Below are 16,902 nucleotides of genomic sequence, written 5' to 3' on the forward strand. Positions count from 1 at the left end.
AATCTTATGAAAACGTTCGACCAAACACCCTCCGGTCCTTCTGACAGAGCGGTCTATTGCAAACTCATCGCGGTCACCATGATCTGGGGCGGAACCTTTGTCGCCGGACGCCTGCTATCAGGGGCCCTGGAGCCGCTGCTGGCCGCCAGCCTGCGGTTTCTGCTGGCGAGCCTTGCGCTGTTGCTGTTTATCGCTTGCAAGCGGATCCCGCTGTTGCGGCCGAACCTGCGCCAGTGCGTACAACTGCTGATCTTGGGGTTCTTCGGGATTTTCTTTTACAACCTGTGCTTCTTCTACGGCTTGCAGCGGATAAGCGCGTCGCGGGCGTCCTTGATCGTGGCCTTGAACCCGGCGGTGATTGCCTTGGCTTCGTGGCTGCTGTTTCGTGAGCAACTGAGTCGGCGCCAGGTTCTCGGTATCGTTGGCTGCGTACTGGGCGCCGCACTGGTGATCCTCATTCGAGACCCGCAGGCGTTGCAGGGCACGGCCGACGGTGGGCTCGGCGACCTGCTGATCTTTGGTTGCGTGCTGGGGTGGGGCGTCTATTCGCTGTTTTCCCGAGGGCTCAACCAGAGCCTTGGGCCGCTGCACACCGTGACGTATTCGATTGTTCTGGGGACCCTCATGCTGGGTGCCGCCACCGCCCTGCGCGGCGAGCTGAATCCGCAAGCGTTACTGGACTTGAGTGCGGTGCAGGGCCTGAGTCTGCTGTACCTGGGCCTGATGGGGTCGGCGCTGGCCTACATCTGGTACTACGATGGCCTGCGCCAGATCGGCGCCACGCGCTCTGGCGTTTTCATTGCGCTCAACCCGCTGACGGCGGTGATCCTGGGGGCACTGCTGTTGGGCGAGCAGTTGACGCTGAGCATGGGCCTGGGCGCAGCCTTGATCCTGCTGGGGATCTATCAGTGCAACAAACCCCTTGCGACTCTGGGCAAAAAGCGGATTTTATAGAGATTGCGGACAAATCTATTTACGCTGTGTAGAATCTGGTTACGCATACAAGAATAATGTCTTCTGGCAGCAGAAGCCTCGCCCGCAGCCTGTAAGCAAGTCAGGGTCGAAATGAAGATACTCGGGTTCCAACTGATCTACGGTGATTTCCTCGCCCGCAGCGTGCGTGGCATCTCTTGCGCGCCACCTTCAGCCCTCAGCATTGATAGCAACTAGCAGCCCGCGACCGCGGACGTTAATTCTAAAAATAATGATGAGGCGCCAACCATGGCAGATATCTTCGAAAACCCAATGGGCCTGATGGGCTTTGAATTCATCGAATTCGCATCGCCTACGCCAAACACCCTCGAACCGATCTTCGAGATCATGGGTTTCAGCAAAGTCGCGACCCATCGCTCTAAAGACGTGCATTTGTACCGTCAGGGCGCCATTAACCTGATCCTCAACAATGAGCCCCACAGCGTGGCCTCGTACTTCGCCGCCGAACACGGTCCGTCGGTATGCGGCATGGCCTTTCGCGTCAAGAATGCCCAGCAGGCGTACTCCCGTGCCCTGGAGCTGGGGGCTCAGCCGATCCATATCGCCACCGGCCCGATGGAGCTGAACCTGCCGGCGATCAAGGGCATTGGCGGCGCGCCGCTGTACCTGATCGACCGCTACGGCGAAGGCAGCTCGATCTATGACATCGACTTCGTGTACCTGGACGGCGTCGACCGTAACCCGGAAGGGGCGGGCCTGAAGATCATCGATCACCTGACCCACAACGTGTATCGCGGGCGCATGGCCTACTGGGCCGGTTTCTACGAGAAGCTGTTCAACTTCCGCGAGATTCGTTATTTCGACATCAAGGGCGAATACACCGGCCTGACCTCCAAGGCCATGACCGCGCCGGATGGCATGATCCGTATCCCGCTCAACGAAGAGTCGTCCAAGGGCGCGGGGCAGATCGAAGAGTTCCTCATGCAGTTCAACGGTGAGGGGATTCAGCACGTGGCGTTCCTGACCGACGATCTGGTGGATACCTGGGACCGCTTGAAGAAGATCGGCATGCGCTTCATGACCGCGCCACCGCAAACCTACTACGAGATGCTCGAAGGCCGTTTGCCGAATCACGGCGAGCCGGTGGACGAACTGCAATCGCGGGGCATTCTGCTGGATGGCTCGTCGGAAGCCGGTGACCGCCGCCTGCTGTTGCAGATTTTCTCGGAAACCCTGATGGGCCCGGTGTTCTTCGAATTCATCCAGCGTAAAGGCGACGATGGCTTCGGCGAAGGCAACTTCAAGGCGCTGTTCGAATCGATCGAACGTGATCAGGTTCGTCGTGGCGTACTCGCCACCGAGTAAGCCAGTGACCGCTTGAAAACAGGCCCGATCGAAGGTTCTTCGATCGGGCTTTATTTTGCCCGGGAATTGCTGATAGTGAATGTGTTAATGTTTATTTCCGCGACGCCTAGCGTTGATTCCCAGCCTGTTGACCGACCTTTAGATGACGACGCCAAGACCTTCCCTGACCTTAACGCTGCTCCAAGCCCGTGAAGCGGCCATGGCTTTTTTCCGGCCGTCCCTCAACCAGCATGACTTGACCGAACAGCAGTGGCGGGTGATCCGCATCCTGCGCCAGAACGGCGAACTGGAAAGTCATCAACTGGCCAAGATGGCGTGCATCCTGCCTCCAAGCATGACCGGGGTGCTCACGCGCCTGGAGCGTGACGAGTACGTCAGCCGCCGCAAATCACCCGAGGACCAGCGCCGGCTGTTCATCACCCTGACTGAAAAGGGCCAGGCCTGCTTCGAGTCCATGAGTGGCGACATGGAAATCAACTACCAGAAGATCCAGCAGCAATTCGGCGAGGAGAAGATGCAGGCGTTGCTGGCCTTGCTCAACGAGCTGAAACAAATCAAGCCTTGAGTTCGCGCGGTATCTGAGGCGTTGTCTGTAGCCGCTGCCGCAGGCTGCGCCGGCCCTGACACTCGTTTCAGGGCCAAGCGTACCAAGGGCGTCTCAAGCCCGACGCTGACGCACCAGATGTTTGAACCCTTCAAACATCAACACCAGCACCGCCATCCAGATCGGCACATAGGTCAGCCACTCGCCGGCCTTGATGCTTTCCCCCAGCAGCAGTGACACCCCTAGCAGCAATACCGGCTCGACATAGCTCAGCAGGCCGAACAGGCTGAACGCCAACAGCCGGCTGGCGATGATGTAGCACACCAGTGCCGAGGCGCTGATCACCCCCAGCAACGGAATCAATAGATACAGCCAGGGCCACAGGTCGAACACCGCAAAGCCTTGCTCGCCGCTCTGTACAAACCACAGGGCGACAGGCAGCAGCAGCGCCATGTCCAGCCACAGCCCGCCGAGGTTGTCTGCGGCCAGGCGCCTGCGCAGCACGAAGTAGGTTGGATAACCGATGGCCACCAGCAGCGTGGCCCAGGAGAAACTGCCCACCTGATACAGCTCGTTGAGCACCCCCAGGCAGGCGAAAAACGCAGCGATCTTCTGCAGGCGCGACAGGCGTTCGCCATACACCAGGCGCCCGGTCAGGACCATGGTCAATGGCAGCAGGAAATACCCCAGGGACACATCCAGGCTGTGGCCATTGAGCGGCGCCCACATAAACAGCCATAACTGCACGCCCAACAGCCCTGACGACAGCAACAGGCCCAGCAGCAACAGCGGCTTGCCCGCCACTCGCAGCAGCACTTCGCGCACCCGGCGCCACTCCCCGGAAACCACCATGAAGACCGTCATGCACGGCACCGTCAGCAGCATTCGCCAGCCGAAGATTTCCACCCCGGTCAGCGGCTCCAGCAAGGACGTGTAGAAATACATGACGGCAAACAGCACCGACGCCAGGACCGATAAAACAATACCTTTAGACACACTGTCCTCGTACGACCAGAGTCATTGAGCGAATGGAAAAAGCGGTGATGAACCGTGGGGGGAATATAGAGGGTTTGGCCCGAGAGGTTTACTCGGATTAAGCGTGGGTTACGGGAAAATATCTCGTTTGCCCGCTGCCTTCGACCAATGCCTGCGCAGAAAGAGCGAACAAGGTCGAAAAGACGGTGGCCGCTGTCAGGCAGCAGCCACCGTCGAGTATCAACTTGGGAAAGGCGTACGTCCGGAAACGAAGTGGCTGACATCGTTAAAACCAGGAGTGGAAGCGTGGCCCGGGGTCACCAGCGAATCGATAAAGGCTTCGTCTTCAGCGCTGATGCGCACGCTCAGGGCCTTGGTGTAGGCATCCCACTGTTGCTCGGTCCGTGGGCCGACAATCGCCGAACTGACGGCGGTATTGTTCAGCACCCAGGCGATAGCGAACTCGACCATGCCGACCCCGCGTTGCTGGGTGTACTGCTGAATCTGCTGGGCAATACGCAGGATTCGACCCGCCACTCGGTTTCGAGGATGCGCTTGTCCTGGCGCCCGGCGCGGCTGGCGCTGTCTGGCGTGACGTCCGGCGCATACTTGCCGCTGAGCACCCCTCGGGCCAGCGGGCTGTAGGGCACCACACCCAGGCCATAGGCCTGGGCGGCGGTGATCTGTTCGGTCTCGGCCTGGCGATTGACGATGTTGTACAGCGGCTGGCTGATCACCGGCCGCTCGATACCCAGCTCGTCGGCGAGGCGCACCACTTCGGCGATCCGCCAGCCACGGTAGTTGGACAGCCCCCAGTAGCGGATCTTGCCCTGGCGCAGCAGGTCACCGATGGCCGCCACTGTGACCTGCAACGGCGTGTTGTGGTCTTCGCGGTGCAGGTAATAGATGTCCAGGTAGTCGGTGCCGAGGCGGTTCAGGCTGGCTTCGATTCCGTTGAAAATATGCTTGCGGCTCAAGCCGCTGCGGTTAGGCACGCCGTCGGCCGGACCGAAGCCGACCTTGGTCGCCAGGACCCAGTCGTGGCGATGCCGGGCGATGGCTTCGCCGACGATCTCTTCGGAGCGACCCTGGGTGTAGACATCGGCGGTGTCGATGAAGTTGATGCCCTGGTCCCAGGCCTTGTCGATGATGCGCAGTGACTCTTCGGTACTGGTCTGTTCGCCGAACATCATGGTGCCCAGGGTCAGCGTGGAGACCTGTAGACCGGAGTGGCCGAGGAGGCGATAGCTCATGGACGAATTCCTTGTGCACGGGGTTGGAGCCAGGCGAAAGGCGCCTGGCCAGGCCGTCCATCAAATACCAGAACAATCGGCTTGGGCAAACTGAATCGGCGTTGGGAGGCTGCGGCGTGTTGGCGCGCAGAAGGGGCCAGACGGCGTTAGGGGCCGGGTGCGCGGGCATTATCCGGCCCTGGATTCGCTTGCGAGGGGGGGCGCCGGATTTGAAAAAAACCGGCGCCCCGCGTGCGCAATCAGCTGTTGCGCAGATTGCGGGTCATGCGCAGGGCCAGCAGGCTGCCGCCAATGATCACGCCTGCCAGCAGGTACAGCGCCAGGTTGGTAGAGCCGGTGGTGTCTTTGACCCAGCCCACCAGGTACGGGCTGAGGAAACCGGCCATCTGCCCCATGGAGTTGATCAGCGCCAGGCCACCGGCGGCAGCGCCGGCGCTGAGGAGTGCGGTCGGCACCGGCCAGAACATCGGCAGGCCGGTGAGGGCGCCCATGGTGGCGATGGTCAGGCCGAGGATGGCCAGCACCGGGCTGGCGGCAAAGTTGACAGCAATCAGCAGGCCGACGGCGCCCATCAGCATCGGTACCACCAGGTGCCAGCGGCGTTCTTTACGCAAGTCCGCAGAACGCCCCACCAGCAACATGAACACAGCGGCCAGCAGGTAAGGGATTGCGCTAAGCCAGCCGATGACCAGGTTGTCGCTGAACCCCAGGTTCTTGATGATCGACGGCAGCCAGAAGTTGATCGCATACACCCCGCTCTGGATGCAGAAGTAGATCAGGCCGAACGCCCAGATCGCCGGGTTTCTGAACACGGCGGCCAGTGAATCGGTGGCCGTCCTGGGTTTGCTGGCCGCGTCCTGGGCCTGGTCCGCTTCGAGCACCGCGCGCTCTTTAGGCGTCAGCCACTGGGCACTGGCGAAGTTGTCGCTGAGCAGGAAGAACGCCAGCGCGCCGAGGATCACGGTCGGTATGCCTTGCAGCAGGAACATCCACTGCCAGCCGGCAAGGCCGCCCTGACCGGCGGCGAAGTGGTTGAGGATCCACCCGGAAAACGGGCTGCCCAGCAGGCCCGAGACCGGGATCGCGGACATGAACAGGGCCATGATTCGGCCACGGCGAAAGCTTGGGAACCATTGCGAGAGGTACAGCACCACCCCCGGGAAGAAGCCGGCTTCGGCAGCGCCGGTGAACAGGCGCAGGGTGTAGAAGCCGGTCGGCGTGGTGACGAACAGCAGGCAGGTGGAGAGGGTGCCCCAGGTGATCATCATCAGCGCGATCCAGCGCCGGGGGCCAAACTTGTTCAGCGCCAGGTTGCTCGGCACGCCGCACAGCACATAGCCGATAAAGAAAATCCCGGCACCCAGGCCGTACACGGTTTCGCTGAATTTCAGGGCATCGAGCATCTGCAGCTTGGCGAATCCAACGTTGACCCGGTCGAGGTAGTTGAACAGGTAGCAGATGAAGATGAAGGGGATCAGGCGCAGGGTAATGCGCTTGTAGACGGCATTTTTGTCGTCATCGGTGGCCAGGGTAGCGGCGGCGCTCTGTGACATGGCGAGTCTCTCTTTATTATGATTTTTTGCGATGCAAGGGTAACGTTGATCGCCCTGAGAGTCTCGACCACAGCCCCGGCTGCTGTCTTTGTGCCCACGCACAGGGTTTGCAGGCTCACCCTGTGCTGCTGAACAACCCCACGGGCCTGTTGGTGGCCCGCCTTCAAGGAACACGCTGCTATGTTCGAACTGGACCATGACCTGGCACAGGATATTGTCGACCGGACGATGGCGATTCTGCCGTACAACGTCAATGTCATGGACAGCCAGGGCCTGATCCTCGGCAGTGGCGAGCCCGAGCGCATCAATACTCGCCATGAAGGCGCGCAACTGGTGCTGGCCAACGGTCGGGTGGTGGAAATCGACGCACAGACCGCCAAGCACCTCAAGGGCGTGCAGCCGGGCATCAACTTGCCCTTACTGCATGACCAGAGGTTGATCGGCGTGCTGGGCATCACCGGCGAACCGGAACTGCTGCGCACCTACGCCGCCCTGGTGCAGATGACCGCCGAAATGCTGGTAGGCCAGCGCCATCAGCAGGCCGAACAGCAATGGCGACGCCAGCGTTGCGATGATTTGCTGGCGCTGTTGCTCAGCGATGAGGGGGATTCGCCACGGCTGGCAGACGAAGCCCAGCAGATGGGCCTCAAACCCCAGCTGGCGCGCACCCCGTATCTGTTCGAGCTGGGCCTGGAGCACGGTGTCGGGCAAACCGCCGAAGCCTTGAGTGCCTGGCTGATATCACGTTATCCGGACAGCTGGTGCGTCAGCTCGGCCCAAACGTCGCTGCTCTGGTGCCGGCCCGCCACCTTGACGGTGGACAACCAGCGGCTGCTGGAAAAACTCGACGGCCTGGGGTGGAACATTTTGCGGGTTGCCGTGGGTGGCCAGGCGGATGGGTTGGCCGGCTTGCGGCGCTGCTACCGGCGGGTCAGCGATTTGCTGGCTTACGGCCGAGACCTGCTGCCGCATGCCCGGCTGCTGACCCTGAACCGCTTTCGACTGCCGGTCATGCTCTGGCGGCATCGAAACGACGACGCTCTGGATGAGTTGCTCAACCCATTGCGCAAGGTGCTTGCCAAGGACGGTAATGGCCAGTTACTGGCGACCTTGCGCAGTTGGTGCGAACACGACGGCCAGAGCCAGGCCTGCGCCGACGCCCTGGGTATCCACCGCAACAGCCTGCGCTATCGCATGGAGCGCATCGCCGAACTCAGCGGCGTCGACCCCCTGCGCCTGGACGGCATGCTCGCTTTGTACCTGGGCGTGCAATTGCTGCCACACACCGTCGCCCCCCAATCCCCGGAATCCCCGTAGCCGTTGCCGAACCCGCGAGGCTGTGCTGGCCAGCATCGGCGCCGTGGGGTGTGAGGTTTCAGGCCGGTGCTGGCCGCTGTTGTAACAATGAACAATAAAGCCCATGCACTCTTGTGCAGCGGACAGGCGTCAGCACTGTCGCCAAGTGGCAGCATGGGCCGCATAAGAACTGGAGATAGCCTATGAAAATCATCATCGCCCCCGACTCGTTCAAGGACAGCCTGAGTGCCGAAGGGGTCGCCGCGGCCATTGCCGAAGGCCTGACCCGGGTCTGGCCCGAGGCGCAGTTGGTGCTGTGCCCGATGGCCGATGGCGGTGAAGGCACGGTGGAGTCGGTTCTGGCCGCCTGCGAAGGCGAATTGAGGACCACTGCAGTGCAAGGACCGCTGGGTACTTCGGTTGAAGCGCATTGGGGTTGGCTGGCGGCAAGCCACACGGCCATTATCGAAATGGCCGAGGCCAGCGGTTTGCAGTTGGTTCCTGTAAGCCAGCGAGATGCGTGCACCAGCAGCACGTTCGGCACCGGCGAGTTGATCCTGGCCGCGCTGGACGCCGGTGCCCAGCGGATTATCCTGGCGATTGGCGGCAGCGCCACCAATGATGGCGGTGCCGGCGCCTTGCAGGCGCTGGGCTTGAAACTGCTCGACGACCAGGGCCAAACCCTGGCCCGCGGCGGCCTGGCGCTGGACGCATTGGCCCGGATCGATCTTGAAGGCCTGGACCCACGCTTGGCCCAGGTCCGTTTTGAGATAGCCGCAGACGTGAACAATCCTCTGTGTGGCGAGCACGGTGCGTCGGCGATCTTCGGCCCGCAAAAAGGCGCTTCGCCACAACAGGTGCAGCAACTGGACCGGGCCCTGGGGCATTTTGCCGATCACTGCGCGCACGTCTTGCCTCGGGACGTGCGGGACGAACCGGGCAGTGGCGCTGCTGGTGGCCTGGGGTTCGCGGCCAAGGCATTTCTCGGCGCGCAGTTTCGTCCCGGAGTGGAGGTGGTGGCCGAACTGGTAGGCCTGGAGCAGGCGGTGCGTGGCGCCGACCTGGTGATCACCGGCGAAGGCCGGTTCGATGCCCAGACCCTGCGCGGTAAAACGCCTTTCGGCGTAGCTCGGGTGGCCCGGCAGCATGGCGTGCCGGTGATTGTGCTCGCGGGCACTTTGGGCCAAGGGTATGAGCAAATGTACCAGCACGGTGTCGAGGCCGCGTTCGCCCTGGCTTCCGGGCCCATGACCCTGGAGCAGGCCTGCGCCGAGGCGCCACGGCTCTTGAGCGAGCGCGCCGAGGCGATTGCCCGGTTGTGGCGGCTGGCGGCGCAAAAGGTCAACTGAGCTGTCGATTGCGCTGAACCCGAGACAGCTTTCGCGGATTCCGCGTTGTTTGTCGAGTCAGCGCCCATCGCACCTGGCGGGGGGCGCCAGGTGCCTCAGTAAACCCCACCACCACTGGTCGGTGCGACATGGCCCTTGTACTGTCCGGCCAAGCTTTGCAGGCCTTTCATCAGGACAGTGGTGTCCACTCCGACCGCGACAAAGTGTGCCCCCAGCTCGATATAACGTCGCGCCAGTGTCGGGTCGGCACTGAGAATTCCCACCGCCTTGCCGGCCTGGCGAACCCGCCGGATTGCATCTTCTATCGCGGCAGCCACATCGGGATGCCCCGGGTTGCCGCGATGGCCCATGGCGGCCGAGAGGTCCGCCGGACCGATAAACAACCCGTCGACGCCAGCCACGGCGGCAATCGCATCCAGGTTGGCCAGGCCTTCGAGGTTTTCGATCTGCACCAGCAGGCACATCTGTTCATCGGCCTGATCCAGGTAGCCGGGGATGCTGTTCCAGCGCGACGCCCGGGCCAAAGCGCTGCCGACACCGCGCACACCTTGCGGCGGATAGCGCATGGCACGCACCAGTTGCTGCGCCTGGGCGGCAGTCTCGACCATCGGCACCAGCAGGGTCTGGGCCCCGATATCGAGTAACTGCTTGATCAGCGCAGTGTCGCCAATCGGCGGGCGAATGATGGCTTGCGACGGATAGGGCGCAATCGCCTGGAGCTGGGCGAGCAGGCTGCGCAAGTCGTTGGGGGCGTGCTCGGCGTCGAGCAGCAGCCAGTCGAAACCGGCATTGGCCGCCAGTTCGGCACAGTAGGCATTGGCCAGACCAAGCCACAGACCAATCTGTGGCTCGGCCTGGAGCAGGCGTTGTTTGAAGGTGTTGACTGGCAATTGCATGGCAGCGTCCTCAGACAAAACGGCAGGCGATGGAGCCGAGTTGATCGTAGTCGACATGGAAGGTATCGCCGGGGCGCGCTGCCACCGGCCGGGTGAACGAGCCGCCGAGGATGATCTGCCCGGCTTCAAGGCCAACGTCATAGGCCGCCAGTTTGTTGGCCAGCCAGGCCACGCCTTTGGCCGGGTGGTTGAGCACCGCCGCCGAGACCCCGGACTCTTCGATCACCCCGTTGCGGTACAGCACCGCGGGCACCTTGCGCAGGTCAATGTCGCCAGGCCGCACTGCGCGGCCGCCCATCACCACCCCGGCGTTGGCCGCATTGTCGGAAATGGTGTCGAACACCTTGCGCGTGACCTGGGTCTGCGGGTCAAGCTGCTGGATTCGCGCGTCGATGATCTCCAGCGCCGGAATCACCCATTCAGTGGCATCGAGAACATCGAACAGCGTGCAATTCGGGCCCTTGAGGGGTTTGCCGAGGATAAACGCCAGTTCCACTTCGACCCGCGGCACGATAAAGCGCTCGAAGGGGATGTCGCTGCCTTCATCGAACAGCATGTCGTCGAGCAGCGCGCCGAAGTCCGGCTCGGTGATGTTCGACGACACCTGCATGGCGCGCGAGGTCAGGCCGATCTTGTGCCCGACCAGCTTGCGACCGTCGCGGATCTTCTGCTCGACCCAGCAGCGCTGGATGGCGTAAGCGTCTTCGAGGGTGATGCCGGGGAATTGCAGCGACAGTTGGCCGATCTGTTCCCGGCTGCGCTCGGCCGCGTCGAGGCGGGCGGCGGCCTGTTGAATGTCCGAGGTGCTGAGCATGATTATTTCTCTCGTGGATTGACAATAAGGGCGGGCACCCGCAGCACCAGCCAGGCGCCGCAGGCGATCAGCAGGGCCAGGGCATACAGCGCCAGGCTGGCACTTTGGGTGGCGTCGCGGACAACTCCGATCAGGTACGGCGCGAGGAACGAGGCAATGCTGCCAAACGAGCTGATCATCGCGATGCCGGCCGCCTGGGTGCTGCTGGCCAGAAAGGCCGGGGGCAGTTGCCAGAACATCGGCAGGGCAGCGCTGGCGCCCATGCCGGCGATCATCAGGCCGCCCATGACCAGCCAGGCGTTGTCCGGCGCCAGGCCGGTGAGGATCAAGCCCAGGCTCGACATCAGCAGCGGCACGCTGAGGTGCCAGCGGCGTTCGCGCAGGCGATCCGAAGAGCGCCCGATGCCAATCATGAACAGGCAGCCGGCCAGGTAGGGCAGGGCACTGAGCATGCCGACGCTGCTGTCGCGGGCGATGCCGGCGTGGTGGATCAGGGTCGGCATCCAGAAGGCGATGGTATTCACCGCCAGCATCACCGCGAAGTAGATGCACACCAGCAGCCAGATGTATTTGTCCTTGAGGATCCCGCCGAAGCTGGTGATCGACTTGTGCTGTTCTTCCTGCTTGAGCGCAGCGTGCAATTGTTGCTTCTGTTGCGGGCTGAGCCAGCTGACCTGATCGATGCTTTCCGGCAGGGCCTTGAGTACCACCAAGCCGAGAAACACCACGGGCAGGCCTTCGATCAGGAACATCCATTGCCAGCCCCGCAGGCCGCCGAAATCATGGAAGCCTTCGAGAATCCAGCCCGACAACGGTCCGCCGATGACCCCGGCCATGGGCACGGCAATGGCGAACAGGGCCGTGACCTGCCCGCGCTTACCGGCCGGGAACCAGCGGTTGAGCAAGACCAGGATGCCCGGGAAGAAGCCGGCCTCGGCGACCCCCAGCAGAAAGCGCAGGACATAGAAGCCGAGCGCGCTGTCGATCAACAGCATGCCTGCCGACAGCAGGCCCCAGACCACCATCAGGGTGGCGATCCAGCGCCGGGGGCCGACCCGATCCAGGGCCAGGTTGCTCGGCACGCCAAACAACGCGTAGGCAATGAAAAACAGCCCGGCGCCAAAGCCGTAGACGCTGTCGCTGAACCCCAGGTCCTGGGTCATCTGCAGCTTGGCGAAGCCGATATTGATGCGGTCCAGGTGGGCGAAGATGTAACAGGTAAACAGCAGCGGCATCAGGCGCCAGGTGATCTGACGGTAGGTGTCGTTGACTGCTGTTGCGGTGTTCATGGCAAGTGTCGAGCCGGGCATTGGAGTGATCTCCTTATTGTTATTTTGCTTAAAGCCGGGACAAAGGCTCCCCATACCCACGGCGAGAAGGCTGCGGGCGTATACCTATTGCGCGACAGGTTCAGGCCCGCTGGATGAACATCCGGGGCACCGTCTGCGGTTTGGCTAGGGGGCGCTGTCAGGCCTGGTTCTTGAGAAACTCGTGCACGTTGTTGTGCTTGAAGTTGAGCTCGGCATCCAGCTCGGTCATCTCGAATGACAACGCCAGCAGGCGCTGGGCCTGGAGTTGTGCGAAGTGGCCCTTGATGATCTCGAACAGGTCCTCGGCCACCCGGCGTCGGGTGGCCAGGTCACGCCCGGCACCGACCTGTAAGCGCATATGGACAAAGGCGTAATCGTGCTTGCCATCGGCCATGCGCCAGGTGTCCAGGCGCACGCCACGGCTGCGGATACCGCCCAGTGGGAACACGCCACTGGCGCCCAGGTAGTGATGGACCTTCTCGAACAGGGCCGGCAAGTCGGCGGCCTGTTCGATGTTGTCGGTGTATTCAGCAACGAAATGCGGCATGGAACCTCCTTTGGAGGCAGCTGCAAACTTGAAGCTGCAAGCGGCAGGAGTTTTCCTGCGGCTTGCAGCCTGTGGTTTGGCGCTGCTTCAAACCTCGAAAATGGCGTTGATCTGGCCGGTGCCGGAGCTGCCGAATGGCGGGGTGATGATCTGCGCCGGTTTGTTGTATTCGGGCCCGCCCAGCAGGCCAAGCAACATCGCGGTGTCGTGCATCTTGCCTTCGCCATAGCAGTGTTCGGCGTAGTCCGGCAGCATCGCGCAGAACTCGCGAAAGCGCCCTTGCTGCCACAGCTCCACCACCCGCATATCCACCTGTTTGTCGAACTCCCGGGTCCAGCTATGGATATTGGCTTCAGCCACTCGGTCGTCTGAAAAGCGATGGGACAGCGAGCCCGAGGCCAGCACCAGCACCTTGCGATCGGTCTTTTCGATGGCGCGGCGCACAGCGGCGCCGAAGGTGAAGCTGTCCTGGAGGGTGTGCCAGGCGCACCAGGCGGCAATCGACACCACTTTGAAGTGCTGTTCCGGCGGCACGTCCATGTGCATGTAGCGCATCGGGACCAGGGTGCCGTATTCCAGCTCCAGGCTGGGAATGTTGTGGGCCAGGGTGCGTACATCGGCGGCCACGGCTTCGGCCGCGATCAACTCGCCCAGCTCGGTGCAACCCTGGTAGTCATACGTCATGTTCTTGATGAAGTGCGGCAGCTCGTTGCTGGTGTAGGTGCCTTGGAAATGCTCACCGCAATTGACGTGGTAACCGCTGTTGACCAGCCAGTGCACGTCGAACACCACCGCGGTATCGGCCCCCAGCTCCCGCGCGCGGCGGGCGATTTCCTTGTGCCCGGCAATCGCCGCTTCGCGGCAACCGTGGTGCTTGCCCGGCAGTTCGGACAGGTACATCGATGGAACGTGACAGACCTTGGCGGCTAGAACGACTTCGCCCATGGTGCTTCTCCTGAAACATCTTATTGTTCGACCTGTAGCCGGAGCCCCTGGCTGCGCTGGGGCATGCAGCGGCTACAGACTGTGCAAAACCTTACACGCCCCAGCGCGGGATGTGGTGGCTGCCCATGGAAAGGCAGACGTTCTTGATCTCGGCAAAGACTTCGAAGCTGTACTCACCGCCTTCACGGCCGGTGCCTGAGCCCTTGATGCCGCCGAATGGCTGGCGCAGGTCGCGTACGTTCTGGCTGTTGATGAACACCATGCCGGCCTCGATGCCACGGGCCAGGCGGTGGGCCTTGCCGATGTCCTGGGTCCAGATATAAGACGCCAGGCCGTATTCGGTATCGTTGGCCAGTTGCAGCGCCTCGGCTTCGTCCTTGAACGGGATCAGGCACACAACCGGGCCGAAGATTTCCTCCTGGGCGATGCGCATCTTGTTATTGACGTCGGCAAACACCGTCGGCTGGATAAACTGGCCGCGGCTCAGGTGCGCCGGCAGGTTGGCCGGACGTTCCAGGCCGCCGGCGAGGAGGGTGGCGCCTTCTTCGAGACCGATCTTGATGTAGCCGGTGACCTTGTCGTAGTGGGCCTGGGTGATCATCGAGCCGACCTGGGTCTTGGTGTCCTGCGGGTCGCCGACGATCAGGCGCTTGGCACGGGCGGCGAACTCCTTGATGAACTCGGGGTAGACGCTTTCCTGGATGAACACCCGGCTCCCGGCGGTGCAACGCTCGCCGTTGAGGGAAAAAATGGTGAACAGTGCAGCGTCCAGCGCACGCTCAAGATCGGCGTCTTCAAAAATCAGCACCGGCGACTTGCCGCCCAGCTCCATGGAGTACTTTTTCAGCCCGGCGGTCTGCATGATCTTCTTGCCGGTGGCGGTGCCGCCGGTGAAGGAAATGGCCCGCACGTCCGGGTGGCGAACCAGGGCGTCGCCAGCGGTGGCGCCATAGCCCTGGACGATGTTCAGCACCCCGGCCGGGATCCCGGCTTCATGGGCCAGGCGCCCCAGCTCATTGGCCGTCAGTGGCGACAACTCTGACATCTTCAGCACCGCAGTATTGCCCAGTGCCAGGCATGGCGCGGTCTTCCAGGTGGCGGTCATGAACGGTACGTTCCACGGCGACACCAGGGCGCATACGCCCACCGGCTGGTACAGGGTGTAGTTGAGCATCTGGTCATCGACCGGATAACTGTGACCATCCATGCGGGTGCAGACTTCGGCAAAGAAGTCGAAGTTGTGGGAGGCGCGGGGGATCAGCACGTTTTTGGTCTGGTGAATCGGCAAGCCGGTGTCGAGGGTTTCCAGCTCTGCCAGGTGCGGCACGTTTTGTTCGATCAGTTCGCCGAGCTTGCGCATCAGCCGCGCGCGCTCCTTGGCCGGGGTGTTGGCCCATTTCGGAAAGGCTTCCTTGGCGGCCGCGACCGCCTGGGCCACTTCCTCGGCGCCGCCACTGGCGACTTCGCCGATGGCTTCACCGGTAGCCGGGTTGTAGTTGGTGAACACGTCTTGGCTTTCGACCTCACGGCCGTTGATCCAGTGTTTGATCATTTATGCATGCTCCTTGGCCGCGCGAGCCGGGTGATTGAGGGCAAGGCTGGCGAAAAAATCGGTTTCACTGACGATGCGGTTGACCAGGCGCCCAACGCCTTCGACTTCCACCACCACTTCATCGCCGGGTACCACGTCGGACAGGCCTTCGGGGGTGCCGGTGGCGATCATGTCGCCGGGTTGCAGGGTCATGAAGCTGGAGAGGTACTCGATCAGGTAAGGGATGTCGAAAATCATGTCGGCGGTGCTGCCTTCCTGGCGCAGCTCGCCATTGACCCAGGTCCGCAGCTTGAGGTTGGACGGGTCAGGCACGTCGGCCACATCGACGATCCACGGGCCGACCGGGGTGGTAGCGTCGCGGTTTTTTACCCGCAGGTTGGGCCGGTAGTAGTTCTCGAGGTAGTCGCGGATCGCGTAGTCGTTGCACACCGTGTAGCCCGCGAGATAGTCCAGTGCGTCTGCACGCTTGACGTTGCGTGCGGTCTTGCCGATGACCGCCACCAACTCGCACTCGTAGTGCATGTAGGCGACGTTGTCCGGGCGCCAGGTCACCTGGTTGTGACCGGTGTAGGTCCCGGGTGACTTGATGAAGGCCAGGGGTTCGGTCGGCGGCTTGAATGCCAGTTCGGCGGCGTGGTCGGCGTAGTTCAGGCCCAGGGCAAACATGCTGCCGGTGGCCGGTGGCAGCCACTCCACCTGGTCCGCGGCGACCACCCGGCCATCGGCCAGGGTCAGAGAGTCGGTAGCAGTGACCACGGCGTGGTGGACCTGCCCCTGGAAACGGATGCGTGCGTGTTTCATGTCAGTTCCTTATTCGGCAACGATGGTGTTGGACAGCCGGCCCAGGCCGCTGATGTCCACCTCGACCCGGTCACCGGGCCGCACGTCGACGCGGCCTTCGGGGGTGCCGGTGATCAGCACATCGCCCGCATGCAAGGTCATGAACTCGCTGAGTTCGACGATCAACTGCGGGATGCTGCGCACGAAGTTCGCGGTGCTGTTTTCCTGCACCAGTTCGCCGTTGACGAACAGCTTGAGGCTCAAGGCGTGGGGGTCGCTGACCTGATCGGCAGGCACCAGCTCCGGGCCGAGCGGGCAAAAGCCGTCACGGCATTTAGCCTTGACGGCAGGGCGGTAGTAACTGTCTTCCGGCAGGCTGAACTCATTGACGATGGTGTAGCCGGCCACGTGTTGCATGGCGTTTTCCAGGCTGACGCGGCTGGCACTCTTGCCGATCACCACCCCCAGTGCCGGGCCCGGCTGCAGGCGTTCGACCCCCTTGGGGTACACCACGGGCTGGCCGTCGGCGTTGCGGGTATTGGGCGTCTTGATGAACAGCACCGGCTTGACCGGCGGCTTCTGGTAGGGCGGCTGGGTGAAGGATTGCAGGTGGTCTTGCAGCAGGCCCTGGTAGTTCAGCGCAACGCCGAACAGGGTGCCACCGGCGAGGTCGTTCAGTGCACGACTCATTGTTGTTTTCTCCATGAGCGTCGCGGAAAGAGCGTCAGCCGCGAGTCGTTTTCGTTAATGTGTTAACGTTATATTTAATATGTTAACGATCGTCAAGCGT

General features: G+C 62.4%; 15 protein-coding genes and 1 pseudogene. 5 read left to right on the forward strand and 11 right to left on the reverse strand.

The window, feature by feature from the left end; genetic code table 11:
- Positions 1 to 6 precede the first annotated feature (6 nt).
- From ACOZJV_RS02625 to hpaR, 3 genes are all read left to right on the forward strand, one after another.
- A complete protein-coding gene (locus ACOZJV_RS02625) occupies positions 7 to 954 on the forward strand; it encodes a DMT family transporter (RefSeq protein ID WP_421546747.1) in 948 nt (315 codons plus the stop codon).
- A 267-nt stretch (positions 955 to 1,221) separates the two neighbouring features.
- The gene (hppD, locus tag ACOZJV_RS02630; RefSeq protein ID WP_078472999.1) at positions 1,222 to 2,298 is read left to right on the forward strand and encodes a 4-hydroxyphenylpyruvate dioxygenase; all 1,077 of its coding nucleotides are present in this window, start codon (positions 1,222 to 1,224) and stop codon (positions 2,296 to 2,298) included.
- A 142-nt stretch (positions 2,299 to 2,440) separates the two neighbouring features.
- Positions 2,441 to 2,863 (forward strand): homoprotocatechuate degradation operon regulator HpaR, encoded by a 423-nt coding sequence (hpaR, locus tag ACOZJV_RS02635; RefSeq protein WP_020294642.1) that lies wholly within the window; start codon positions 2,441 to 2,443, stop codon positions 2,861 to 2,863.
- Between the two features lie 93 nt (positions 2,864 to 2,956).
- On the opposite strand, the gene rarD is transcribed toward hpaR, so the two are convergent.
- The 3 genes and pseudogenes from rarD to ACOZJV_RS02650 form a co-directional block, all read right to left on the reverse strand.
- Positions 2,957 to 3,838 (reverse strand): EamA family transporter RarD, encoded by an 882-nt coding sequence (rarD, locus tag ACOZJV_RS02640; protein ID WP_421546748.1) that lies wholly within the window; start codon positions 3,836 to 3,838, stop codon positions 2,957 to 2,959.
- Between the two features lie 219 nt (positions 3,839 to 4,057).
- Positions 4,058 to 5,070 (reverse strand): annotated as a pseudogene (locus tag ACOZJV_RS02645) (aldo/keto reductase).
- 239 nt (positions 5,071 to 5,309) lie between these two features.
- Positions 5,310 to 6,623, reverse strand: coding sequence for an MFS transporter (locus ACOZJV_RS02650; protein WP_078472996.1), 1,314 nt, complete (start codon positions 6,621 to 6,623; stop codon positions 5,310 to 5,312).
- Positions 6,624 to 6,803: 180 nt separating this feature from the next.
- On the opposite strand from ACOZJV_RS02650, the gene ACOZJV_RS02655 reads away from it, so the two are divergent.
- Together ACOZJV_RS02655 and ACOZJV_RS02660 are read left to right on the forward strand one after the other, a co-directional pair.
- Positions 6,804 to 7,940, forward strand: a complete 1,137-nt coding sequence (locus ACOZJV_RS02655; protein WP_421546749.1) for a sugar diacid recognition domain-containing protein — start codon at positions 6,804 to 6,806, stop codon at positions 7,938 to 7,940.
- Positions 7,941 to 8,122: 182 nt separating this feature from the next.
- Positions 8,123 to 9,268 (forward strand): glycerate kinase, encoded by a 1,146-nt coding sequence (locus ACOZJV_RS02660; protein WP_421546750.1) that lies wholly within the window; start codon positions 8,123 to 8,125, stop codon positions 9,266 to 9,268.
- Positions 9,269 to 9,363: 95 nt separating this feature from the next.
- Here ACOZJV_RS02660 and hpaI read toward each other — a convergent pair whose 3' ends face one another.
- The 8 genes from hpaI to ACOZJV_RS02700 form a co-directional block, all read right to left on the reverse strand.
- Positions 9,364 to 10,164, reverse strand: a complete 801-nt coding sequence (gene hpaI, locus ACOZJV_RS02665; RefSeq protein WP_078472993.1) for a 4-hydroxy-2-oxoheptanedioate aldolase — start codon at positions 10,162 to 10,164, stop codon at positions 9,364 to 9,366.
- Between the two features lie 10 nt (positions 10,165 to 10,174).
- Positions 10,175 to 10,978 carry a 2-oxo-hept-4-ene-1,7-dioate hydratase gene (gene hpaH, locus ACOZJV_RS02670; protein WP_078472992.1) on the reverse strand — a complete coding sequence of 268 codons (804 nt, stop codon included), beginning with the start codon at positions 10,976 to 10,978 and terminating at the stop codon, positions 10,175 to 10,177.
- Positions 10,979 to 10,980: 2 nt separating this feature from the next.
- Positions 10,981 to 12,288, reverse strand: a complete 1,308-nt coding sequence (locus ACOZJV_RS02675; protein WP_201131010.1) for an MFS transporter — start codon at positions 12,286 to 12,288, stop codon at positions 10,981 to 10,983.
- A 157-nt stretch (positions 12,289 to 12,445) separates the two neighbouring features.
- Positions 12,446 to 12,835 carry a 5-carboxymethyl-2-hydroxymuconate Delta-isomerase gene (locus tag ACOZJV_RS02680; RefSeq protein ID WP_421546751.1) on the reverse strand — a complete coding sequence of 130 codons (390 nt, stop codon included), beginning with the start codon at positions 12,833 to 12,835 and terminating at the stop codon, positions 12,446 to 12,448.
- A gap of 87 nt (positions 12,836 to 12,922) precedes the next feature.
- A complete protein-coding gene (hpaD, locus tag ACOZJV_RS02685) occupies positions 12,923 to 13,780 on the reverse strand; it encodes a 3,4-dihydroxyphenylacetate 2,3-dioxygenase (RefSeq protein WP_421546752.1) in 858 nt (285 codons plus the stop codon).
- Between the two features lie 91 nt (positions 13,781 to 13,871).
- The gene (gene hpaE, locus ACOZJV_RS02690) at positions 13,872 to 15,332 is read right to left on the reverse strand and encodes a 5-carboxymethyl-2-hydroxymuconate semialdehyde dehydrogenase (RefSeq protein WP_421546753.1); all 1,461 of its coding nucleotides are present in this window, start codon (positions 15,330 to 15,332) and stop codon (positions 13,872 to 13,874) included.
- Positions 15,333 to 16,133, reverse strand: coding sequence for a fumarylacetoacetate hydrolase family protein (locus ACOZJV_RS02695; RefSeq protein ID WP_078472989.1), 801 nt, complete (start codon positions 16,131 to 16,133; stop codon positions 15,333 to 15,335). It abuts the gene before it with no gap.
- Positions 16,134 to 16,142: 9 nt separating this feature from the next.
- On the reverse strand, positions 16,143 to 16,802 hold the full coding sequence (locus tag ACOZJV_RS02700; RefSeq protein ID WP_078472988.1) for a fumarylacetoacetate hydrolase family protein: 660 nt from the start codon (positions 16,800 to 16,802) through the stop codon (positions 16,143 to 16,145).
- Positions 16,803 to 16,902: the final 100 nt, after the last annotated feature.

Source organism: Pseudomonas sp. QD4 (genome assembly GCF_049199125.1).
In the GTDB taxonomy this organism is placed as follows: domain Bacteria; phylum Pseudomonadota; class Gammaproteobacteria; order Pseudomonadales; family Pseudomonadaceae; genus Aquipseudomonas.

What these genes read in the sequence shown, in the direction of transcription:
- ACOZJV_RS02625 (WP_421546747.1), top strand. Translation starts at nt 7, where the DNA reads ATGAAAACGTTCGACCAAACACCCTCCGGTCCTTCTGACAGAGCGGTC.
- hppD (WP_078472999.1), top strand. Translation starts at nt 1,222, where the DNA reads ATGGCAGATATCTTCGAAAACCCAATGGGCCTGATGGGCTTTGAATTC.
- hpaR (WP_020294642.1), top strand. Translation starts at nt 2,441, where the DNA reads ATGACGACGCCAAGACCTTCCCTGACCTTAACGCTGCTCCAAGCCCGT.
- ACOZJV_RS02650 (WP_078472996.1), bottom strand. Translation starts at nt 6,623, where the DNA reads ATGTCACAGAGCGCCGCCGCTACCCTGGCCACCGATGACGACAAAAAT.
- ACOZJV_RS02655 (WP_421546749.1), top strand. Translation starts at nt 6,804, where the DNA reads ATGTTCGAACTGGACCATGACCTGGCACAGGATATTGTCGACCGGACG.
- ACOZJV_RS02660 (WP_421546750.1), top strand. Translation starts at nt 8,123, where the DNA reads ATGAAAATCATCATCGCCCCCGACTCGTTCAAGGACAGCCTGAGTGCC.
- hpaI (WP_078472993.1), bottom strand. Translation starts at nt 10,164, where the DNA reads ATGCAATTGCCAGTCAACACCTTCAAACAACGCCTGCTCCAGGCCGAG.
- hpaH (WP_078472992.1), bottom strand. Translation starts at nt 10,978, where the DNA reads ATGCTCAGCACCTCGGACATTCAACAGGCCGCCGCCCGCCTCGACGCG.
- ACOZJV_RS02675 (WP_201131010.1), bottom strand. Translation starts at nt 12,288, where the DNA reads ATGCCCGGCTCGACACTTGCCATGAACACCGCAACAGCAGTCAACGAC.
- ACOZJV_RS02680 (WP_421546751.1), bottom strand. Translation starts at nt 12,835, where the DNA reads ATGCCGCATTTCGTTGCTGAATACACCGACAACATCGAACAGGCCGCC.
- hpaD (WP_421546752.1), bottom strand. Translation starts at nt 13,780, where the DNA reads ATGGGCGAAGTCGTTCTAGCCGCCAAGGTCTGTCACGTTCCATCGATG.
- hpaE (WP_421546753.1), bottom strand. Translation starts at nt 15,332, where the DNA reads ATGATCAAACACTGGATCAACGGCCGTGAGGTCGAAAGCCAAGACGTG.
- ACOZJV_RS02695 (WP_078472989.1), bottom strand. Translation starts at nt 16,133, where the DNA reads ATGAAACACGCACGCATCCGTTTCCAGGGGCAGGTCCACCACGCCGTG.
- ACOZJV_RS02700 (WP_078472988.1), bottom strand. Translation starts at nt 16,802, where the DNA reads ATGAGTCGTGCACTGAACGACCTCGCCGGTGGCACCCTGTTCGGCGTT.